Here is a 20,417-nt window from a genome sequence, read left to right on the forward strand (position 1 = left end):
ATTCATTACACATCTCAGTACTTTACCTATTAACTTAGTTGGTTAGCAAGCAAGATGCCAAGTTAATTTAATTTAACCATGGTACAAAGTGTAAAATTTGGCAAATTAAGCTATAATTTAACCAATCAGTGTGTCGGAGCCTGCTATGAAAATTCAATCACCATCTACTAGTTTTTTAAACCAAACACAGCAAACTGGAAATAAGCTTGCAGAACAACTTGCTACGGGTAAAAAAATAAACTCTGCGGCTGATGACGCAGCTGCGTTACAGATTATAGACCGTTTGACCTCCCAACAAGATGGGTATGGGCAAGCCGTGAGTAATGCTTATGATGGCATTTCTTACTCACAAGCAACAGAATCTAATTTATCTGGAGTTAATGATGCCGTGTCACGTATTCGTGAACTCTCTATTCAAGCAGGTAATGGCGCGTTGAATGATAATGATCGCGCAGCTTTACAAGATGAAGTTGTGCAATTACAAAGTCAAATAACAGACACCTTTGAGAATGCATCATTTGGTGGTAAACCATTATTTGATGGTCAGGCAGTATCGTTTCAAGTTGGGCCAGATGCGAATACTACGCAAAGTGTAACTCCTGGCAATGGGAGTATTGCTAGCGTGGTTGCGGGTATTGACATTTCGACCCAAGCTGGCGCGCAAGCTGCGATTGATATTAGTGATCAAGCTGCAGATGAAATTAATAGTCAGCGTGCAGAGCTTGGTGCATTTGAAAATACGCTTTCAAGTACCATTCGCGGACTGGGCGAGCAAAATGAAAATATTGCCGCGAGTAAAAGTCGAATTCAAGATACCGATTATGCGCAGGCTATTTCTCAGCAGGTATCTAACGATATTTTAGCGCAAGCATCTATTGCACTTCGTGGGCAAGCAAACCAATCTGCAGAATCTATTTTAGGTTTGTTATAACCGTTATATTGAAACAGTAATTATTAAGTATTACTTATAGTTAACTAGGCGTCTGTTTTTTGGCATTGATGTCAAAAAACTGCCGCTTAGTGCTTGCATCCCTCCCAAAGTCGCTTACAATTTAATGTATCAATCTTTTTTGTAGTAATTGTGGCTCGCCAATAATGATCTTGATTTTAGATAATAATAATAATCGTGCGATAGGCTTAAATGCGGCGCTTACTTTCATTGGTGAAGCGGTGCAATTACTTGATGAACAAAATTTTGAGCAGATATGTTCCAGCTTTGATAAAAAAGAGTGCATGGTTATTCTTGGTGCACTCAATGACCTTGAGCATGAAGCTGTAATTAAAAAATACCCGACACTTCCCTTTTTATTGATTGGCGAAACACTTAAACCATTACTAAGTATTGCTAATGTAGTCGGCCTTATCTGTGAGCCGTTTACTCATGATGTGACTACTCAATTACTGCATGATTGCCAACAGTATCAGCGGATGCTGCCAAATGAACATAAGCACGCAAAACCACATAAAACCTTTGATGGGTTAGTCGGTGAAACAGAAGCTGTTAAAGATGTGCGTTTTTTGATTGAGCAAGTGGCGAAAACTGATGCAAACGTACTTATATTAGGTGAGTCAGGCACTGGTAAAGAAGTTGTGGCTCGTAATGTACATTTGCTTTCTAAGCGCAACTCAGGACCATTTGTACCAGTCAATTGTGGTGCCATACCTGCCGAGTTATTAGAGAGTGAATTGTTTGGCCATGAAAAAGGGGCGTTTACGGGGGCTATTTCTGCTCGTAAAGGGCGTTTTGAACTTGCTCAATGCGGAACACTCTTTTTAGATGAAATTGGTGATATGCCGCTGCAAATGCAAGTGAAGCTTTTGCGTGTGTTACAAGAGCGAAGTTACGAAAGGGTTGGTGGCACTAAGGCAATTCAAGCTGATGTTCGCGTAATCGCGGCAACGCATAGAAACCTTGAGATGATGATTGAGCAAGGGAGCTTTCGCGAAGATTTATATTATCGTTTAAATGTCTTTCCAATTGAAAACCCATCGCTTAATGAGCGCGCAGATGACATCCCATTATTACTGAAAGAATTAATGCGTCGTGTAAATGAACAAAGTGGTACAACTGCTAAATTTACAGAGCGGGCAATTGATAGCTTAAAGGAACATGCATGGCCAGGTAATATTCGTGAACTAGCAAATTTAGTGGAACGTATGGTCATAATGTTCCCTGATAAAGTCGTTGATATCCCCGATTTACCAGCCAAATACCGTTATATTGAAGTAGAAGCATACGAACCACAGTACCCAGAAGAATTAATGGAACGTGATGCATTTAATGATATCTTTAGCGCAGGTTTTAGTGATTATGATGATGAACCTGATGTTGAAGTTAGTCAGTCTTCAGTTGATTTACTTCCCAATGAGGGAATTGAGTTAAAGGATTATTTGGCAGAATTAGAAATAAGCCTGATCACTCAGGCCTTAGAGCGTTATGATTATGTGGTAGCACGTGCAGCCGAAATTTTAGGGGTACGCCGTACAACCTTAGTTGAAAAGATGAAAAAATATAACTTATCACGAGATTAATTCGGGGTAGTTTTCATCTTCTTAGTAACTGAAGTTCGACTCAGTAGCAGCGATTTTACATCGCGAACCGTAAACAAGCGCGTGATAAATCTGAGCCTACTATACCCAAGTCACCTCAATATGCAGTTTCAGTTGAAGTTAAAAGCGATTTAGGCAAGGCATTGATTGCAAATAATAGTGGTTCTATTGTTAAAATCAATAACGCAGTATAAATCGCTTTTAAACCAACCCATTGGGCGTTTCACAGGCGCTTACTCTCATCGTTGTTACTTCTTAAAAGGGACTGCCATTGTTGCAAAGTAACGCCTTGATATTAAGCCCCTGTGAAACGCTGAAGTCTGCATCTTGAGGTGGCTTGGGTATATACCCCATAGACGGAAATTTGTTTCTCATATGTTTTGCTTGTTGAAAATTAACCTAACGCGCTAAAGCACGTCCTAGGGTTTTCTTCTTTAAACTCTTTTTACTCAGCTTAAAGTTATTTTGTACAAAGAGAATATTCTCTAGCGTCTAGTATTGCTCAATAATCTCAGCTTTGCGGAAACAGTCATTACTGTGATCGTTTACCATGCCACAGGCCTGCATATGGGCGTACACGGTGGTTGGCCCTAAAAATTTAAAACCTCGTTTTTTTAAATCTTTTGCAAACGCAGTTGATGCCTCGGTAATCGCGGGGTAGTCACTGAGTTTGTCTAAATCACTTACTAACGGCTTACCACCCACAAACTGCCATTGGTAGTGACTAAAGCTACCAAACTCTTGCTGAATTTCGATAAAACGTTTTGCATTATTTATTGTCGCTGCAATTTTTAGCCGGTTGCGAACAATTGTTTCATCAAGCATTAATCGTTCAATATCGTGTTCGTTCATTAACGCGACTTTTTCTACATCAAAATCTAAAAAAGCACGACGATAGCCACTGCGTTTTTTTAAAATTGTATACCAACTTAATCCTGCTTGTGCTGATTCAAGGGTAATAAACTCAAACAGTTTTTGGTCATTATAAAGTGGCACGCCCCATTCATCGTCGTGATATTTAACATAGTCTTCTTTACTGGTATCGAGCCAAGGGCAGCGACATGCATTTTCTTTACTCATTGAATAATCCTTTCTTTTAAAACCGATGTCATTTTTTTGTCGCGCAAATTTAAAGCTAACATTATGAAAATAAACATTAATAATAGTGGTATGAATCGTGCATTTAACTCGTTAGAAACGATTTATAAGAGTATCGATTATGGCCTTAGCTAATGTCTTGAAACCACAATTTATCACAGCTACCCAATATAACCCATGCCTTCAGCAAGAAGAGTATGTGGGTGAGCTTAGTGAGCTGCGTCAACAAGCCAGCTGGTTAAGCCACTTAGTTGATACTATGCCTGCGGGAGTTGTGGTGCTAGATGCCAGAGGCATGATCGCAAAAGCCAATCAAATAGCGATTGATATGCTTGGCGAGCCACTTGAAGGTGAAAAGTGGTTTAGCGTGATCCAGCGCTCTTTTCGACCTCAGCAGGATGATGGTCATGAAGTATCACTCAAAGATGGTCGCTTAATTAAATTAGAAATAACGGCGTTGACACCAGAGCCTGGACAGTTAATTTTAATGACAGATTTAACTGAAACGCGTCGTTTACAAACACGAGTTGCACATATGCAACGTTTGAGTGCACTGGGTAAAATGGTGGCATCTTTAGCTCATCAAGTGCGTACACCATTATCTGCGGCTATGTTATATGCCGCTAATTTAGGATCCAAGCGTTTACCTGAAAGCTCTCGAGGCAGTTTTCATACAAAATTAATGTCACGGTTAAAAGATCTCGAAACGCAGGTGAACGATATGCTGTTATTTGCAAAAAGCGGCGATCAGCAAGTGGTAGAGCAGGTGTCTATGCAGCAGCTATTAACAGAAGTGAAAATGGGTGCTGATGCGATGGTTGCACTAAACAATTGCGAACTTGAGGTTAGCCTACCGGATCCTGATGTTGAAATTGTCGGTAATAAAACGGCGTTGGCGAGTGCTATTCAAAACCTTGTCCATAATAGTATCCAAGTTATTGGTGCTGGCGCGAAAGTTTACGTAAGTGCGCAACGTGATGAAGATGAGCCTGAGTTTGTCCGGATCAGTGTTAATGATAATGGTCCCGGTATTGATTTAACGCAAGCTGATAAGTTATTTGAACCATTTTATACCACTAAAAGCCAAGGCACAGGGTTGGGCTTAGCAGTGGTTAGCTCAGTGACAATTGCTCACCAAGGGCGAGTTGATGTTGCTAATAATACACAGGGCGGTGCTTGCTTTAGCTTGCTGCTGCCTATTTGTGCAGAATCAAAGTCAGTGGAGGTCATATGAGTAACAATACGATTTTAGTTGTAGAAGATGATGCAGGGCTTCGAGAGGCTTTGATCGACACGTTAGAAATGTCAGGAATTGATTGTGTTGCGGCTGATAGCGCTGAACAAGCAATGGTTTTATTGAAAAAAGATAGCTTTTCTTTAGTCGTAAGTGATGTGCAAATGGGGGCGATGAGTGGTCTTGATTTATTGCGGAGCATTAATTTAAATCACCCTGATTTACCAGTATTGATGATGACAGCATATGCAACAATCGATGATGCGGTTGAGGCAATGCGTTTAGGTGCGATTGATTATATGGCTAAGCCATTTGCGCCAGAAGTGTTACTCAATATGGTGAGCCGCTATTTACCAGAACCAGAAAAAGAAACGGATGGCCCAATTGTCGCAGATCCGAGCAGTATTCAATTATTAGAGCTTGCTTGTAAAGTTGCTAAATCTGATGCCAGTGTAATGGTGTTAGGCCCAAGTGGCTCAGGTAAAGAAGTATTAGCACGGTTTATTCATGATAAATCAGATCGTGCAGATCAGCCTTTTGTCGCAATTAATTGCGCTGCGATCCCAGAGAATATGCTTGAAGCGACCTTATTTGGTTATGAAAAAGGCGCATTTACAGGTGCAATCCAAGCTTGCCCTGGGAAATTTGAGCAAGCACAAGGTGGTACGATTTTACTTGATGAAATCACCGAAATGGATTTAAGCCTGCAAGCTAAGCTACTACGTGTACTGCAAGAGCGTGAAGTTGAACGTTTAGGTGGTCGAAAAACGATTAAATTGGATGTTAGAGTATTAGCCACTAGTAACCGTGACCTAAAAGAGGCCGTAAGTGAGCATCAATTTAGAGAAGATCTTTATTACCGTTTAAATGTGTTTCCATTGATGTGGCGCCCACTTTGTCAGCGCCCTGGTGATATTATTATATTGGCAAAGCATTTAATTGAGCGTCATATTAGTAAAAGCAAAGAGCCAATGGCACAACTTAGTCTATCAGCGCAGGATAAATTATTATCACACGCTTGGCCTGGTAATGTGCGTGAGCTTGATAATGTGATCCAGCGCGCATTAATACTGCGCCACGGTGATGTGATCGATGAAAATGCTATTTTTATCGAAAATCTAACAACGGCTCCATTAACCACCGCTTTAGCTAGCAATCCATTACCTGCTGACACAGCAAGCTCATTGAGTAATGAAGCGTATTACGACGTACAAGTGCCGACAATTAAAGCAAAAGCAACACACAGTGAGCCATTGCTTAGTACGGACTCTGGCAGCTACAAAGATGAATTAAAAGATAAAGAACATCGCATTATTTTAGAAACGCTTTCTCGCTGTCAAGGTAAGCGAAAAGATGTTGCTGAGACTTTAGGGATCAGTCCGCGAACATTACGCTATAAATTGGCGCAAATGCGTGACTTAGGTATTGCATTACCAGCCTAACTTTTATAAATATACGCTCAGTGCTCACTGAGCGTTCTTCCGTCAAAACTCTGACAAGTTAAATTAAACTGTAACTAACTGTATTTAAATGACTATTTTATGGCACGTTTTGTGCTTTATCTAGTTATAAGTAAATTGTATCGTCAGAGATCATTATGAAAATTGAAAACAGTGCATTATTCCAAGAAATGCAATCCATGGCTCTTGAAACAAGCCGTGGTAATCAAGTAAATAACATACCAACTGAAGCGCAACCAACGTCATCAGCACAATTTGGTGATTTACTTACTAGCGCGTTAAATACGGTCGATGGCCATCAAAAAGAAGCGAAACAAAAGGTGACGGCCTTAGAAATGGGGGACCGCAGTGTTTCGTTAGCTGAAGTGATGATCGCATCACAGAAATCATCTGTCGCTTTTGAAGCGACCGTTCAGGTTCGTAATAAGCTTGTAGAGTCTTACAAAGAAATCATGAACATGCCTGTTTAACTAGGTAGTGGAGAATTATTGTGGCGCAATCTAATCAATCAACAGATCTTGCTTTAGCTGGTGGCGGTATCGACCAAAACGATAGTGAAGAGCAACAAGAACAAAAGTCAGGCTATTTAAGTGCTCTTAATGGTGTTGATATATTACGTCAAGCAACACTGCTGATTGCTTTAGCTATTTGTCTTGCGATTGCAATTTTTGTGATTATTTGGGCAAAACAACCAGATATGCGACCACTTGGAAAAATGCCAACAGAAGAGCTTATCCAAACTCTCGACTTTTTAGATGCACAAAAAATTGAATATCAGCTCGATGGTAACGTTATTTCTGTTGAAGAAGGCGAATATCAAAGCATTAAATTATTAATGACTCGAGAAGGGTTAGAGCAATCCCCAAATTCTGGTACTGATATTATCATGCAAGATATGGGTTTTGGTGTAAGCCAACGTTTAGAGCGTGAACGTTTAAAGCACGGTCGTGAGCAACAGCTTGCACGAACTATTGAAGAACTAAAAAATGTTACCCGCGCCAAAGTATTACTAGCCATCCCAAAAGAAAATGTGTTTGCTCGTCGTGAGAAAAAACCATCAGCAACCGTTGTGCTAACACTTAAGCGTGGACGTATGCTTAGTAGTGAAGAAGTTGATTCTATTGTTGATATTATAGGTTCAGCGGTTCAAGGCTTGGAACCTGCACGAGTTACAGTTACAGATCAAAATGGTCGATTATTAAATTCTGGTTCACAAAGTTCACTTGCGTCACGCTCACGTAAAGAATATGAAGTAGAGCGCAAACGTGAGCAGGAATACCTCGAAAAAATTGATAGTATTCTAATTCCGGTACTGGGCTTGGGCAATTATACTGCGCAAGTAGATTTAAGCATGGATTTCAGTTCAATTGAAGAAACCCAAAAACGTTATAATCCTGATTTACCGGCAGTGAGAAGTGAAACAACATTTGAAGAAAGTAACATCGGTGGTCTTGCAATCGGCATACCTGGTGCTTTGTCAAACCAACCTCCTGCAAATTCAGACATACCAGAAGTAGCAGGTCAAGGCGGAGCTGGCTCAGGTACTTCACCAAGTCGTAGTCATAAAGAAGCCACAAGAAATTACGAATTAGATACCACAATTTCTCATAAGCGTCAGCAAACAGGTGTGATACGTCGTATCAGTGTTTCTGTTGCGGTAGATTACTTAGCAACAGCAGGGGAAAATGGTGAAACGACCATGGTGCCTCGCTCAATCGAAGCGCTGTCAAATATTCGTCGTTTATTGCAAGGTGGTGTAGGTTTTGATTTACAACGAGGTGATGCGCTTGAAGTTGTGACCGTTCCTTTTGTTCGAGAGGAAATGGGGTTAGCGATTGAAGTACCAATTTGGGAGCAAAGCTGGTTTATGAAGATCGTTCGTTTAGTGCTCGGTTTCTTAGTCATTGTTGTGCTTATAATGGCCGTTGTTAAACCAATGCTTAAACGCTTAATCTACCCAGATGATACGCTTGAAGAGTATGACGATGACGCACTTAGTTCAGGTGTAGATATTGGAGACAATACGCTGGATATGCTAAATAAAGATTTTGATTCTGCTTCGGTTGGCTTCTCAAGTGATGGTACACTACAGTTACCAGACCTACATGGCGACGAGGACTTGCTCAAAGCTGTACGTGCCCTTGTAGCTAATGAACCTGAACTCTCCTCACAAGTTGTGAAAGCGTGGTTAACAGAAGATGACTGATCAAGACCAAGAACAAAAACAACTACCAACAGCGTTTGATGTTGATAAATTAGACGGTGTAGATAAAGCCGCAATCTTATTGCTGAGTTTATCTGAAGAAGATGCTGCGCAAATATTAAAACATCTTGAACCTAAGCAAGTTCAAAAGGTGGGTATGGCAATGGCTGCGGTAGATGACCTATCGCAAGCTAAAATCAGCGCAGTACATAACTTGTTCATAGAGCAAATCCAAAGCTTTAGCACGATAGGCTTCCAATCAGAAGACTTTATTAAAAAAGCACTGACAGCAGCCTTAGGTGAAGATAAGGCGGCAAGTCTTATTGATCAAATTGTAATGGGATCAGGTGCTAAAGGTCTGGATTCTCTTAAGTGGATGGACTCAAAGCAAGTTGCTAACATTATTCGCAACGAGCATCCGCAAATTCAAACCATTGTTTTATCGTATTTAGAGCCAGAACAATCAGCTGAAATATTAGCGCAATTCCCTGAAAAAGTACGTTTAGATTTAACCATGCGTATTGCTAATTTAGAAGAAGTTCAACCAGCAGCATTGCAAGAATTGAATGAAATCATGGAGAAACAATTTGCTGGTCAAGCTGGCGCGCAAGCTGCGAAAATGGGTGGCTTGAAAGCAGCCGCTGATATTATGAACTACCTTGATACGAATGTTGAAGGTCAGTTAATGGACTCAATACGTGAGCATGATGAAGAAATGTCACAACAAATCCAAGATCTTATGTTTGTGTTTGAAAATCTAATGGAAGTTGAGGATCGTGGTATCCAAGCCATTCTTCGAGAAGTGCAGCAAGACGTATTGATGAAAGCAATTAAAGGCACAGATGAAGGACTGAAAGAGAAAATTCTGGGTAATATGTCTAAACGTGCGGCAGAAATGCTGGCTGATGATTTAGAAGCGATGGCACCTGTGCGAATAAGTGAAGTTGAAGCGGCACAAAAAGAAATATTATCAACTGCGCGACGTTTGGCTGATTCAGGTGAAATCATGCTCGGCGGTGGCGGTGGCGAGGAGTTCCTATAAACGATGAGTAACTCACGCTCAAATCAAGGTCGTCCGCTTCATGCAAGAGAAGCGGTTGATGAATTATTAGAAAATTGGCCAATTCCAGATGTAACGCAAGATACGCGTAAATATGATGGACGTTCAACTGCTTTTGGTACACCGCTTGCTGATCTGTATCGTAAAGAGCAGCAAAGGAGTGAGCCAGAGGTTGAACCTGAAGAGCCTGAACTCCCTTCGTTAACGATGGCAGAATTAGAGCGTATTCGCCAAGACGCTTACGAAGAAGGTTTAAAACAAGGTCATGAGCAAGGCTATATTGATGGTTTTGAGAAAGGCGTCGGTGAAGGAAAAGAAGCAGGTTACAAAGAAGGCGTAGAGTTAGGTAAAACTCAAGGTCAAGAGGAAGTAAAGCCATTAATTGAAGAGCAATTAACAAGCTTGCGAAGTCTACTAGATAGTTTGAGCGAACCATTAGCTAAAGTAGATGATGCAGCTGAAAAACAGCTTGTGCAACTAGCAGTAATGCTTGCACAAGCGCTTATTTATCAAGAAATAAAAACGTCACCAGATATTGTTCTTCATAGTTTAAAGCAATGCATAGATGCACTGGGTACAGAGCAACCGAATATACGTATTCATTTAAACCCAGAAGACATAGAGCTTATTAAAAATAGTTACACAGAAGAGGCATTGGCAGTGAGTGGTTGGCAACTAATACCAGAGCCCACTTTAGAACGTGGTGGTTGCCAAGTTAAAACAGCACAATCATCAATTGATATGACAGTCAAAACCCGCGTCAAAGAAACGTTGGATAGCTTTTTGCATAGTAGTGGTATCTAAGTATATTACTGGCTTGCTATGAGTAGTCAATCGCGCCCTTTAAGTGAACGTTTACAAAAATATCAAAAGCATATTCACGTACCAGTCCCTGCGGTCGCAGGTATTTTAACGCGTGTTGTTGGTTTAACTTTAGAAGCAAAAGGCTTGCGCGCGCCAGTAGGTAGCCAGTGTAAAATTGAAACCATGCATGGTTTTGTTGATGCAGAAATTGTGGGTTTTAACGACCAAACATTGTATCTCATGCCTAATGATCACATCTCAGGGGTGCTACCTGGCGCACGAGTAATACCTCAAGTTAATGAAACCGGACTTCCAGTTGGTATGTGTCTACTTGGGCGCGTTGTTGATGGATTAGGCCGCCCATTAGATGGACTTGGTCCGATCAATGCTGAACATCATCTTAAATTTGCACAAAATTCGATAAACCCTTTATCTCGCAGACCTATCAGTCAACCGATGGATGTGGGGGTGCGTGCCATAAATTCAATTATTACAGTAGGGCAAGGCCAGCGAATGGGCTTGTTTGCAGGTTCTGGTGTCGGTAAATCAGTATTACTAGGGATGATGACCAGAGGGTCTGAGGCTGATGTGATTGTGGTTGGTTTAGTTGGTGAGCGTGGACGAGAAGTTAAAGAATTTATTGAGGAAATTTTAGGCGTCGAGGGACGAAAGCGCTCAGTTGTGGTTGCAGCGCCAGCCGACTCGTCACCTTTAATGCGTCTAAAAGGGTGCGAAAGTGCCGTCACAATCGCGGAGTATTTTCGCGACCAAGGGTTAAATGTTTTGCTATTACTTGATTCTGTTACGCGTTATGCAATGGCTCAGCGTGAAATAGCGTTAGCGGTTGGTGAGCCGCCTGCCACAAAGGGGTACCCACCATCAGTATTTGCGAAACTGCCAGCCTTGGTTGAGCGCGCTGGTAATGGTGGCGAAGGGCAGGGTTCTATCACTGCATTTTTTACTGTGCTGAGTGAAGGCGATGATATGCAAGATCCTATTGCGGATGCTGCGCGCGCGATTTTAGATGGGCATATCGTACTATCGCGAGAGCTCGCTGACAGTGGCCATTATCCTGCCATTGATATTGAAAAATCGATTTCACGGGTGATGCCACAAGTTGTGTCTGAGCCACATATGCAGCAAGCTCGAGTACTTAAACAAGTTTATTCTATGTATCAACAGAATAAAGATATGATCACTTTAGGAGCATATCAAAAAGGTACGGACCAGATGCTCGATCAAGCTATTAATATGATGCCAAGAGTAAACGCTTTTTTGCAACAAGGCATGAAAGATGTGATCAGCTATGACGAAGGTCTGCAAGGGCTGGCTCAATTATTAGGACAAGCATAATGACGAAAAATAAACTTGATTTAGTGCTTAGACTAGAAACTGAGAAAGAAGAATCACTAAGGATGAATTATCTGCAGGCGCAGCAACATCTGCAAAGTAATCAACAAAAGCTGCAAGGTTTGAATGACTTTCGGTTGGAGTATACGCAACAACTTCACTTAAAAGGTCAGTCAGGTTTAAGCAGTGCTGGTTTTAGTCAGTATCATGCCTTTATCGCAAAAATAGAAGAAGCAATACGCCAACAAGCAAATACTGTAAATACAGCAAAACAGGTTGTATCACAGCGACAAAGCTTATGGTTAAAGCAACAAATTAAAGCTAAGGCAGTAGCTAAATTAATAGAAAAACAGCAACTTAAAGCAAATGTTATTGCTCAAAAAAATGAACAGAAAATGTTAGATGAATTTTCGTCAAATCAATTTTATCAAAGGCGCCGCGCTTTATAACGAGTGCAGTAATAGTGAGGCTAAGTTATTTTCTGCTTTTTTTACCTTAGGCACATAACTTGCTTTATTTATCAGTGAAGTATTTATTCTGGCAAGCTGCGGCGGCAAGTTGCCACTTATTATGTAGGTGAATTATGGCGATTAGTGATCTATCAGTACTCATTTCAACTGAACAAGATGTCCAGCTAACTAAAAAGGGCAGTGAAGCCAAAGATCCGCAAAGTACAGCAAGTGATTTTTTTAGTCTTTTGCAAAATGCAAGTGATAATACTGACGTATCGGATAAAAAAATTAAAGAGCATGCAGATGTATCGGATAAAAAAAATAAACTAGAACCACTTGAAAGTGACGGTGAGTTAACGAACTCAGGTGATGATATGCTTGCACATATCAACGCCGCTAATAATATCGATACACGAGTTAATACTCCAAAAATAACAAATACACTCGGTGATTTACTAGATTACAAGGCACCTGAAAAGTTTGATACTTCAATTTCATATACAAAGTCACCTCGGCCAATTGATAGTACAATACCAATTATTGACCCACCAACAGTTGACGATATCAATGAATTACAAAGTCATAAATTGGCAGTAGTGAGTGAGAGAACTGTCATCTCAGAAGCAATAGATAAACAGTTAGATGTAAAATCAAATATAAACTCAGGTGATTCAGTTACACCAATAATACCTATTGAGCCCTTTATTGATGAGGTTAAAAGTGTAGATACATTATCACAAGACTCAGCCACTCATCCCGTGCAAAGTATGTTGAATGCGACATCGTCAATAGAAAAAGGAGAGCAACAAACGACTACGTCAGTTAGTCAAATAGTTCAAACAGTAAGTATTGAAAGAAGAATTATTAAAAGTGGCTCAGATGAAAAAGCGGTTGGTATACCTTTAAGTAATGAATCTAAACAACATACTGAAAAAAGTATGTTGATTGAGCAAGGTAAAGTATATACATCGAATCAACTCGATACTAAGAACCCTGTAAGTAAAGATGATGTGGTGCTTAAGGAAGATGCTAAGCCTATACCTCTTGATAAGTTACAAAGTACAGCGTCATTAGTATCCGAAAATAAAGCGACACAGACAGCTTCTATATTACAAAGCGATAAAACACAGAAAGTTGAAGTGCCTAATAAAGTTGAAGTGCCTAATAAAGATAATAACGCAGCGGATAGACTAAATAACACATCTACAGATAACCTAGATAAACGCGTAATGACTAGCAACAATCTTACAAATACAGCGCAAGAAATTAAAAGTCAGGTGGCATCATCTTCACAGCATTTAGTTAAGGAAGCAGCTATAGCGGATAAGGCAGCAAATATATTACCAAGTGATATTGAGATAGAAAAAGCAAGTAAAGCACTACTTAATAGCCAGTCAGCGACAGAGATAAAAAGTAACCCTGTATTAGCTAATCTAACAGATGAACAGCGTAAAACCCTTCAGAGTCAAGCTGCTGTGATAGTTGAGGAGGGGGTGACGCCGGCTAAACTTGATACCTTTAAACAATATATTACTGAGTTAGTAAACAAAAATGAAAAAGTAGCTCAAAATACAGTTGAAAAACCATTATTAATGTCGCAATCAGAAAAAGTAAGTAAAGAGGTTGATGTTGCGATTGGACAGTTAAATAATGCTGATAAGCAGGCCTTGAGGACTCAATTACAACAGTTTTTAGCAACGGCACAGCCAAAAGGCGCGGCATTAAATAATGTGACGGCGGTTATTGATAAACTTGATCAATTGCACGTGGCCGCGGACACTCAAAAATCAGAAAAAGTGATCCCCCCCCAAAGTGCTCAAGTTTTAAATAGTACAGCTGCAAGCATTGTAACAAGTCCAGAGACTAGCAAAGCTCAGACTTCGCAAGAGGCATTGATTAAGTCAGTTACACAAGAGGCCGTAGTAAAATCAGAGACGCAACAAGCAGTGATAAAAGATGCATTGCTTGAAAGTCATAACAAAGAACAGGTTTTACCGCGAGAGTCAGCAGTAGGGCGTATCAATCAGTTATTTGGACAAATTACAGGGCAGGTCGCAACACTTGCAGCGCCAATAGCTGAAAGTAGTGAGCAGCGTTATCAGCAAGAAATTACAGATATGCAGGTTTTACAAGCTCAACAGGCAAGCCCAACGTCGCAAACAAAACAAGTGAACTTGGATCCAACATTACTCCAAGCATTAAACATAGTGAAAAGTGATGCCGCAAAATTATTGCAAGAGCGAGTGAGTGCCTTATTAAGTATCAATAATAAAGAAGCTGAGATTCGCCTTGATCCACCAGAAATGGGTAGCATGCAAATACGTATTCGCAGCGACGCAGAGCAAGCACAAATTAACTTTGTAGTACAGAATCAACAAGCTAAAGAAGCACTCGAACAATCAATGCCAAAATTACGAGAAATGTTAGCTCAACAAGGTATTGAATTAGGTGAAAGCAGTATTGAGCAAGGTAATAGCCAAAATGGATCTGGAGCGGATGAGCAATCGCAAAGTAGTCAGCATGCAAATAATCAGCAGAAAAATGAGAGTGAAAGTACATTAGCTGAGCAAAATACGAGAATGTCAGGACAACAATCGACATCATCAATAGATTACTACGCCTAACACCTGCTATTATAAAAGCATAAGAATAAATAACTTGATGGGCATACGATACTCGTAATATGCCCATTATTAAGGCATAGAGGAAACCATCATGGCAGAAGAAGCAAATTTAGAAATTGAAGATGGCGGTAAGAGTAAGAAAAAGCTAATAATTATTATTGCTGCTGCAGTGCTTGTTATCGGTGGTGCCGTTGGATTTTTCTTAATGTCTGGCTCTGATTCACCAGAAGAAACATTAGCTGAAGAAACGGTTACAACTCAAGAAGCTGAAAGTTCAACATCGGGGGCTTCTGTTGGCAGTGCTTTATATGTTGCAATGCCACGACCATTTGTATTTAACGTCCCAGGAGCTAGCAGAGACCGCATAGTGCAAATAAAAGTACAATTATTAGTACGTGGTGATGTAAATGAAGAAACAGCTAAAAAACATATACCCTTAATTGAAAGTACACTTTTGGGTGTACTTTCAACCACTACAGCTGATGAGTTAGGAACGAGCGAAGGTAAAGAAACGCTTCGCGTTGCTGCCCTTGATAAGGTGCAAGCGGCGCTCACTGATGTTGAAGGAAGCAAAGTTATTGAGCGGGTATTATTCACCGGCTTTGTGATGCAATAAGGGGTCAGCGTGAGCGATTTATTATCCCAAGACGAAATTGATGCCCTCTTACATGGTGTTGATGATGTTGAAGAGGAAGATATACAAGATGGTGAAGATGGTAGTGGTAATACACTCCAATATGATTTCTCCTCACAAGACCGTATTGTTCGTGGCCGCATGCCAACGTTGGAAATTGTTAACGAGCGCTTTGCTCGCCATATGCGGATCAGTTTATTTAATATGATGCGACGTACGGCAGAAGTATCCATAAATGGCGTGCAAATGATAAAGTTTGGTGAATATATCCACACTTTATTTGTGCCAACAAGTTTGAACATGGTGCGTTTTCGTCCTCTAAAAGGGACTGGATTGATCACCATGGAGGCACGGTTAGTATTTATTTTAGTGGATAACTTCTTTGGTGGTGACGGCCGTTACCATGCAAAAATAGAAGGCCGTGAATTTACTCCCACCGAACGACGTATTGTGCAAATGCTACTAAAAATAATCTTTGAAGATTATAAAGAAGCATGGGCGCCGGTTATGGATGTCTCATTTGAATATCTTGATTCAGAAGTAAACCCTGCTATGGCGAATATTGTGAGCCCCACAGAAGTGGTGGTAATAAGCTCATTCCACATTGAATTAGATGGCGGCGGCGGGGATTTTCATATTGCACTTCCATATTCCATGCTTGAACCTATTCGTGAACTACTCGATGCCGGTGTGCAATCAGATACAGAAGATACAGATCTTCGCTGGAGTAAGGCGCTGCGCGATGAAATAATGGATGTAGAAGTTGAAATGTCAACGCAACTACTTGAAGTTGATTTAACTTTAGCGCAAATTATGGAACTTAAAGCTGGCGATATAATTCCAGTTGAAATGCCTGAACATATTACTGTATTTGTTGAAGACTTACCTACCTATAGGGCGAAAATGGGTCGCTCTCGCGATAATGTAGCTTTACAAATCAGTGAAAAAATTAAACGTCCTGAATCAGTTAAATCAGAACTGCACGTCTTTACTAAAGGTGGCAAAAAACTTGATTCAGATGCAGAATTAGCAGAACTAGAAGATGACTTACACCTTTCAGATGGTGTAGATTTAGACTGGTAAAGAAATAGGGTTAAATGTATGAGCGATGACCAAGATACAATGGATGAGTGGGCTGCTGCGTTAGCTGAAGCAGAAGGCACCGATGATAGCGGCGATGCACAACTTGCTGAACTTGATGAGTTAAGTGATGCTAAGCATGAAATGAGCAGCGATGAAAAGCGCAAGCTTGATACTATTTTAGATATACCCGTTACAATTTCAATGGAAGTTGGGCGATCTAAAATTAATATTCGTAATTTACTTCAGCTAAACCAAGGCTCGGTTGTTGAACTAGATCGCGTTGCGGGTGAACCATTAGATGTACTCGTTAATGGTACCTTGATCGCGCATGGAGAGGTTGTCGTCGTAAATGATAAATTTGGTATTCGCTTAACTGACGTAATAAGCCAGGTTGAACGGATTAAAAAACTGCGATGAGCAGTTGGCTTTTATTATCAACAGCGAGCAGCTCAGTCATACCGAAAGCTGCCGCTTCTGGCGATTTAATCTCGATGGTTATGTCATTAGTCATGGTGCTAGTATTGATAGTGATACTGGCTTTTTTGGTTAAAAAGCTCAACCCGAATATTGCTAACAGTGACGAATTTAAAATTGTGAGAAGTTTGCCACTTAGTACTCGTGAGCGGTTAATGGTGGTTGAAATTGATAATTGTCAGCATTTACTAGGGGTAACTCCTCATAGCATCAATTACTTACATAAACTCGAAACCCCGCTAACAGAAAAAGAGTTACCGGCATTAGTACAACGCTTTGGCAAGTTACTAAACCCACAATCGAATCAAAATAAAAAGAATCTATAATATGACTAAGTGGCTGCTTATTCTTCTTACCCTTGTTTTTGTGCCCTCTGTAAGTGCCGAAGGGATTGAAGCCCTGAACATCACTACCAATGCTGATGGTTCACAAGAATACTCTGTGACTTTGCAAGTACTTGCGATAATGACCGCCATGAGTTTTATTCCAGCGGCAATTATTATGATGACTTCATTTACTCGTATTATTGTTGTATTAGCTATTTTGCGTCAAGCAATTGGGTTGCAGCAAACGCCTTCAAACCAAATACTTTTAGGTATGTCACTATTTTTAAGTATTTTTATCATGGCGCCGGTTTATCAAAAGGTGAACGAGCAAGCGATTGAGCCTTATCTCAATGAGCAAGTAACATCTGTACAAGCCCTTGAGCTTGCAAAAGAACCAATGAAAGCATTTATGCTGTCACAAGTGCGTATTAAAGATATTGAAACGTTTGCAAAAATAGCCGGTTACGATAAATTAGATTCACCCGAAGATACACCATTAATAGTACTTATCCCCGCATTTGTCACCAGTGAATTACAGACTGCATTTATCATCGGTTTCATGTTCTTCATTCCTTTTTTGATTGTTGATTTAGTGGTTGCATCAGTATTAATGGCCATGGGTATGATGATGTTATCGCCAATGATTGTATCCATGCCATTTAAGATAATGTTGTTTGTACTTGTTGATGGCTGGAGTTTAGTGATGGGGACATTGGCAAAAAGTTTTGGTCTTGGCGAATGACAATGTTTATTAATAGAAGCGCTTTTAAATATTAAGAGGCTAGTATGGAACCAGAAGTATTTGTTGATATTTTAAGTGGCGCTTTGTTTCTTGTTATTAAATTAGTTTCGGCAATCGTTGTACCTGGTCTGATAATAGGTTTAGTCGTTGCCGTGTTTCAAGCTGCAACGTCAATTAATGAGCAAACATTAAGTTTTTTACCACGTTTATTAATTACGATTAGCGCCCTGATCGTCGGTGGGCATTGGTTAACGCAAGAGTTAATGGATTTTTTTACACGCATGGTGCTGATTATTCCTGAAATTGCAGGTTAATATGGAATTTCCTTTTTCAGTAATAATTCAATGGCTCAGCGATTTTTTACTCCCACTAATACGCATTAGCTCAATGATCATGGTAATGGCGGGTATTGGTGCAAAAAATGTCCCTACACGTATAAAAATGGGTCTTGCTGTAGTCACTACTTTTCTTGTTGTCCCAGTACTGCCCCCCGCTAGTTTCAATAATTTATTTTCATTTGAAATGGTTCTTGTGGTGATCCAACAAATGTTGATTGGGGTTGCAATTGGGTTTGCTTCGCTGCTTATGCTAAATACCTTTGTAATAGCAGGGCAAATATTGGCAATGCAAACAGGCCTTGGTTTTGCGTCGGTAGTTGATCCCTCAAACGGTATGAGTGTGCCAGCAGTAGGGCAATTTTATTTAATCTTAGCCACCTTACTCTTTTTTGTTTTTAATGGTCATTTAATGATGATTCAAATGGTGGTACATAGTTTTCAAGTATTACCAATAGATGGTACGTGGTGGGCGGTTGATCATTATTGGGATATTGTTACTTGGGGGGGCTGGATGTTTACCACTGCATTAGTTCTTTCACTTGCACCTTTAACTGCAATGCTTGTTATAAGCCTGTCATTTGGCGTGATGACCCGAGCAGCCCCGCAGTTAAATATTTTCTCAATTGGTTTTCCGTTTACATTGGTGGCCGGTTTAGTCATTATTTGGGCTACCCTTGGTAACTTTATGACTCAATTTGAATTTCAATGGTTAAAAATGGTTGAGCTAATGTGTACTTTAGTTGGTTGTTCCCCATAGGAGGCAGTGATGGCTGAAGATTCAGGTCAAGAAAAAACAGAAGAACCCACGGGTAAAAAAATTGATGAATCGAAAAAGAAAGGCCAAGTAGCCCGTTCAAAAGAGTTGGGTACCATGTTCGTTCTGATTTTTTCTGCAATCTCCTTATTAATGTACGGCCCTGATATAGGTAAAGGTCTGTATAATATTATGGGCCGAATGCTTAGTTTAAATCGCAGTGAAACATACGATACAACAAAGATGTTCTCTGTTTGGGCTGAAGTTGCCGATGCACTTGTTTTTCCAATGGCGATGTTTGTTTTTATTATTGTTTTAGCGGGTATTATTGGTAATACACTGTTAGGCGGCTTCAATTTTAGCTGGGAAGCTGCGGCACCCAAAGCGAGTAAAATGTCACCAGCTAAAGGTATTAAACGCATGCTTGGGCCGCAAGCAGGCGTTGAATTGATTAAATCTATTTTAAAATTTACAGTGGTCGCCGGTTTTGCTGTTTTTTTGATTAATACCTTTTTTGATGAAATTCTACATCTGAGTATTGAGAGTGCGCCCGGGAACATTCTTCATTCTTTAGAAATTTTAGCGTGGATGTTTTTAGGACTCACATGCACCATGGCAATTATTGCAGCAATAGACGCTCCTTATCAAAGTCATACTCATCATAAACAACTTAAAATGACTTTACAGGAAGTAAAAGATGAATATAAAAACTCCGAAGGTGATCCGCAAATAAAAGCGCGGATTAGGCAAACTCAAAGACAAATGTCTCAACGTAGAATGATGCAAGATGTGCCCGATGCTGACGTTGTTGTTACTAACCCAACACATTACTCAGTTGCATTAAAGTACGACACAGAGCGTGCAGGTGCACCAATCGTGCTTGCTAAAGGTGTGGATGAGATGGCTATGCAAATTAGAAAAGTAGCATTAGGTAATGAAGTCCCAATTGTCGAATCCCCAATGCTTACGCGTGCGTTATATCATACCGCTGAGGTGGGCGATCAAATACCGGATCAATTATTTACAGCGGTAGCGCAAGTACTCGCATTTGTCTTTCAGCTTAAGCGCTTTCAAAAAGGCCGTGGTAAACGCCCGACAAAACTTAATAAAAACCTCCCCATCCCCGATGCCTACAAGCATTGATTTTTAGTTATTAACCTATTTTAATAAATAATTAATAACTGGAATAGTTATTGCAAATTCCGTGTAGTGTCAATTTTTTGAAATTGTA

At 40.2% G+C, this 20,417-nt stretch carries 20 protein-coding genes; 19 read left to right on the forward strand and 1 reads right to left on the reverse strand.

What is annotated here, in order from left to right:
* The first annotated feature begins 145 nt into the window (after window positions 1-145).
* Window positions 146-931, forward strand: coding sequence for a flagellin (locus HH219_RS07870; protein WP_054203321.1), 786 nt, complete (start codon window positions 146-148; stop codon window positions 929-931).
* A gap of 164 nt (window positions 932-1,095) precedes the next feature.
* Window positions 1,096-2,532 carry a sigma-54 dependent transcriptional regulator gene (locus HH219_RS07875; protein ID WP_054203320.1) on the forward strand — a complete coding sequence of 479 codons (1,437 nt, stop codon included), beginning with the start codon at window positions 1,096-1,098 and terminating at the stop codon, window positions 2,530-2,532.
* Between the two features lie 510 nt (window positions 2,533-3,042).
* Here HH219_RS07875 and HH219_RS07880 read toward each other — a convergent pair.
* The gene (locus tag HH219_RS07880; protein WP_169327110.1) at window positions 3,043-3,630 is read right to left on the reverse strand and encodes a DNA-3-methyladenine glycosylase I; all 588 of its coding nucleotides are present in this window, start codon (window positions 3,628-3,630) and stop codon (window positions 3,043-3,045) included.
* Between the two features lie 139 nt (window positions 3,631-3,769).
* Between HH219_RS07880 and HH219_RS07885 the strand changes: the two genes are divergently transcribed.
* The 17 genes from HH219_RS07885 to flhB all read left to right on the forward strand — a co-directional run bounded on the left by HH219_RS07885 (window position 3,770) and on the right by flhB (window position 20,329).
* Window positions 3,770-4,882 carry an ATP-binding protein gene (locus HH219_RS07885; RefSeq protein ID WP_054203318.1) on the forward strand — a complete coding sequence of 371 codons (1,113 nt, stop codon included), beginning with the start codon at window positions 3,770-3,772 and terminating at the stop codon, window positions 4,880-4,882.
* Window positions 4,879-6,324 carry a sigma-54 dependent transcriptional regulator gene (locus HH219_RS07890; protein ID WP_054203317.1) on the forward strand — a complete coding sequence of 482 codons (1,446 nt, stop codon included), beginning with the start codon at window positions 4,879-4,881 and terminating at the stop codon, window positions 6,322-6,324. Before HH219_RS07885 ends, HH219_RS07890 begins: the two co-directional genes overlap by 4 nt.
* Before the next feature lie 155 nt (window positions 6,325-6,479).
* Window positions 6,480-6,812, forward strand: a complete 333-nt coding sequence (gene fliE / locus HH219_RS07895; RefSeq protein WP_054203316.1) for a flagellar hook-basal body complex protein FliE — start codon at window positions 6,480-6,482, stop codon at window positions 6,810-6,812.
* A 20-nt stretch (window positions 6,813-6,832) separates the two neighbouring features.
* Window positions 6,833-8,548, forward strand: a complete 1,716-nt coding sequence (gene fliF, locus HH219_RS07900) for a flagellar basal-body MS-ring/collar protein FliF (protein ID WP_054203315.1) — start codon at window positions 6,833-6,835, stop codon at window positions 8,546-8,548.
* Window positions 8,541-9,587, forward strand: a complete 1,047-nt coding sequence (gene fliG, locus HH219_RS07905) for a flagellar motor switch protein FliG (protein WP_054203314.1) — start codon at window positions 8,541-8,543, stop codon at window positions 9,585-9,587. Before fliF ends, fliG begins: the two co-directional genes overlap by 8 nt.
* Before the next feature lie 3 nt (window positions 9,588-9,590).
* Window positions 9,591-10,409, forward strand: a complete 819-nt coding sequence (gene fliH, locus HH219_RS07910; RefSeq protein ID WP_054453884.1) for a flagellar assembly protein FliH — start codon at window positions 9,591-9,593, stop codon at window positions 10,407-10,409.
* An 18-nt stretch (window positions 10,410-10,427) separates the two neighbouring features.
* Complete coding sequence (gene fliI / locus HH219_RS07915; protein ID WP_054203312.1) at window positions 10,428-11,762, forward strand: flagellar protein export ATPase FliI; 1,335 nt, start codon at window positions 10,428-10,430, stop codon at window positions 11,760-11,762.
* Window positions 11,762-12,208: a flagellar export protein FliJ gene (fliJ, locus tag HH219_RS07920; protein ID WP_054203311.1), complete on the forward strand. Its 447-nt coding sequence runs from the start codon at window positions 11,762-11,764 to the stop codon at window positions 12,206-12,208. Before fliI ends, fliJ begins: the two co-directional genes overlap by 1 nt.
* A gap of 134 nt (window positions 12,209-12,342) precedes the next feature.
* Window positions 12,343-14,835 carry a flagellar hook-length control protein FliK gene (locus HH219_RS07925; RefSeq protein ID WP_169327111.1) on the forward strand — a complete coding sequence of 831 codons (2,493 nt, stop codon included), beginning with the start codon at window positions 12,343-12,345 and terminating at the stop codon, window positions 14,833-14,835.
* 91 nt (window positions 14,836-14,926) lie between these two features.
* Entirely contained in the window at window positions 14,927-15,451 is a 525-nt protein-coding gene (gene fliL, locus HH219_RS07930) for a flagellar basal body-associated protein FliL (RefSeq protein WP_054203309.1), read from the forward strand.
* 9 nt (window positions 15,452-15,460) lie between these two features.
* A complete protein-coding gene (gene fliM, locus HH219_RS07935; RefSeq protein WP_054203308.1) occupies window positions 15,461-16,552 on the forward strand; it encodes a flagellar motor switch protein FliM in 1,092 nt (363 codons plus the stop codon).
* Window positions 16,553-16,570: 18 nt separating this feature from the next.
* Window positions 16,571-16,969, forward strand: a complete 399-nt coding sequence (fliN, locus tag HH219_RS07940; RefSeq protein WP_054203307.1) for a flagellar motor switch protein FliN — start codon at window positions 16,571-16,573, stop codon at window positions 16,967-16,969.
* Window positions 16,966-17,352 (forward strand): flagellar biosynthetic protein FliO, encoded by a 387-nt coding sequence (gene fliO, locus HH219_RS07945; RefSeq protein WP_169327112.1) that lies wholly within the window; start codon window positions 16,966-16,968, stop codon window positions 17,350-17,352. Before fliN ends, fliO begins: the two co-directional genes overlap by 4 nt.
* A 1-nt stretch (window position 17,353) precedes the next feature.
* Window positions 17,354-18,094: a flagellar type III secretion system pore protein FliP gene (fliP, locus tag HH219_RS07950; RefSeq protein WP_054203305.1), complete on the forward strand. Its 741-nt coding sequence runs from the start codon at window positions 17,354-17,356 to the stop codon at window positions 18,092-18,094.
* Window positions 18,095-18,138: 44 nt separating this feature from the next.
* A complete protein-coding gene (locus tag HH219_RS07955) occupies window positions 18,139-18,408 on the forward strand; it encodes a flagellar biosynthetic protein FliQ (RefSeq protein ID WP_054203304.1) in 270 nt (89 codons plus the stop codon).
* Between the two features lies 1 nt (window position 18,409).
* On the forward strand, window positions 18,410-19,189 hold the full coding sequence (gene fliR, locus HH219_RS07960; RefSeq protein ID WP_169327113.1) for a flagellar biosynthetic protein FliR: 780 nt from the start codon (window positions 18,410-18,412) through the stop codon (window positions 19,187-19,189).
* Window positions 19,190-19,198: 9 nt separating this feature from the next.
* Window positions 19,199-20,329, forward strand: coding sequence for a flagellar biosynthesis protein FlhB (flhB, locus tag HH219_RS07965; protein WP_064435373.1), 1,131 nt, complete (start codon window positions 19,199-19,201; stop codon window positions 20,327-20,329).
* Window positions 20,330-20,417 lie beyond the last annotated feature (88 nt).

It is taken from the genome of Pseudoalteromonas sp. NEC-BIFX-2020_015 (assembly GCF_012952265.1).
GTDB classification, from domain to species: Bacteria; Pseudomonadota; Gammaproteobacteria; order Enterobacterales; family Alteromonadaceae; genus Pseudoalteromonas; species Pseudoalteromonas neustonica.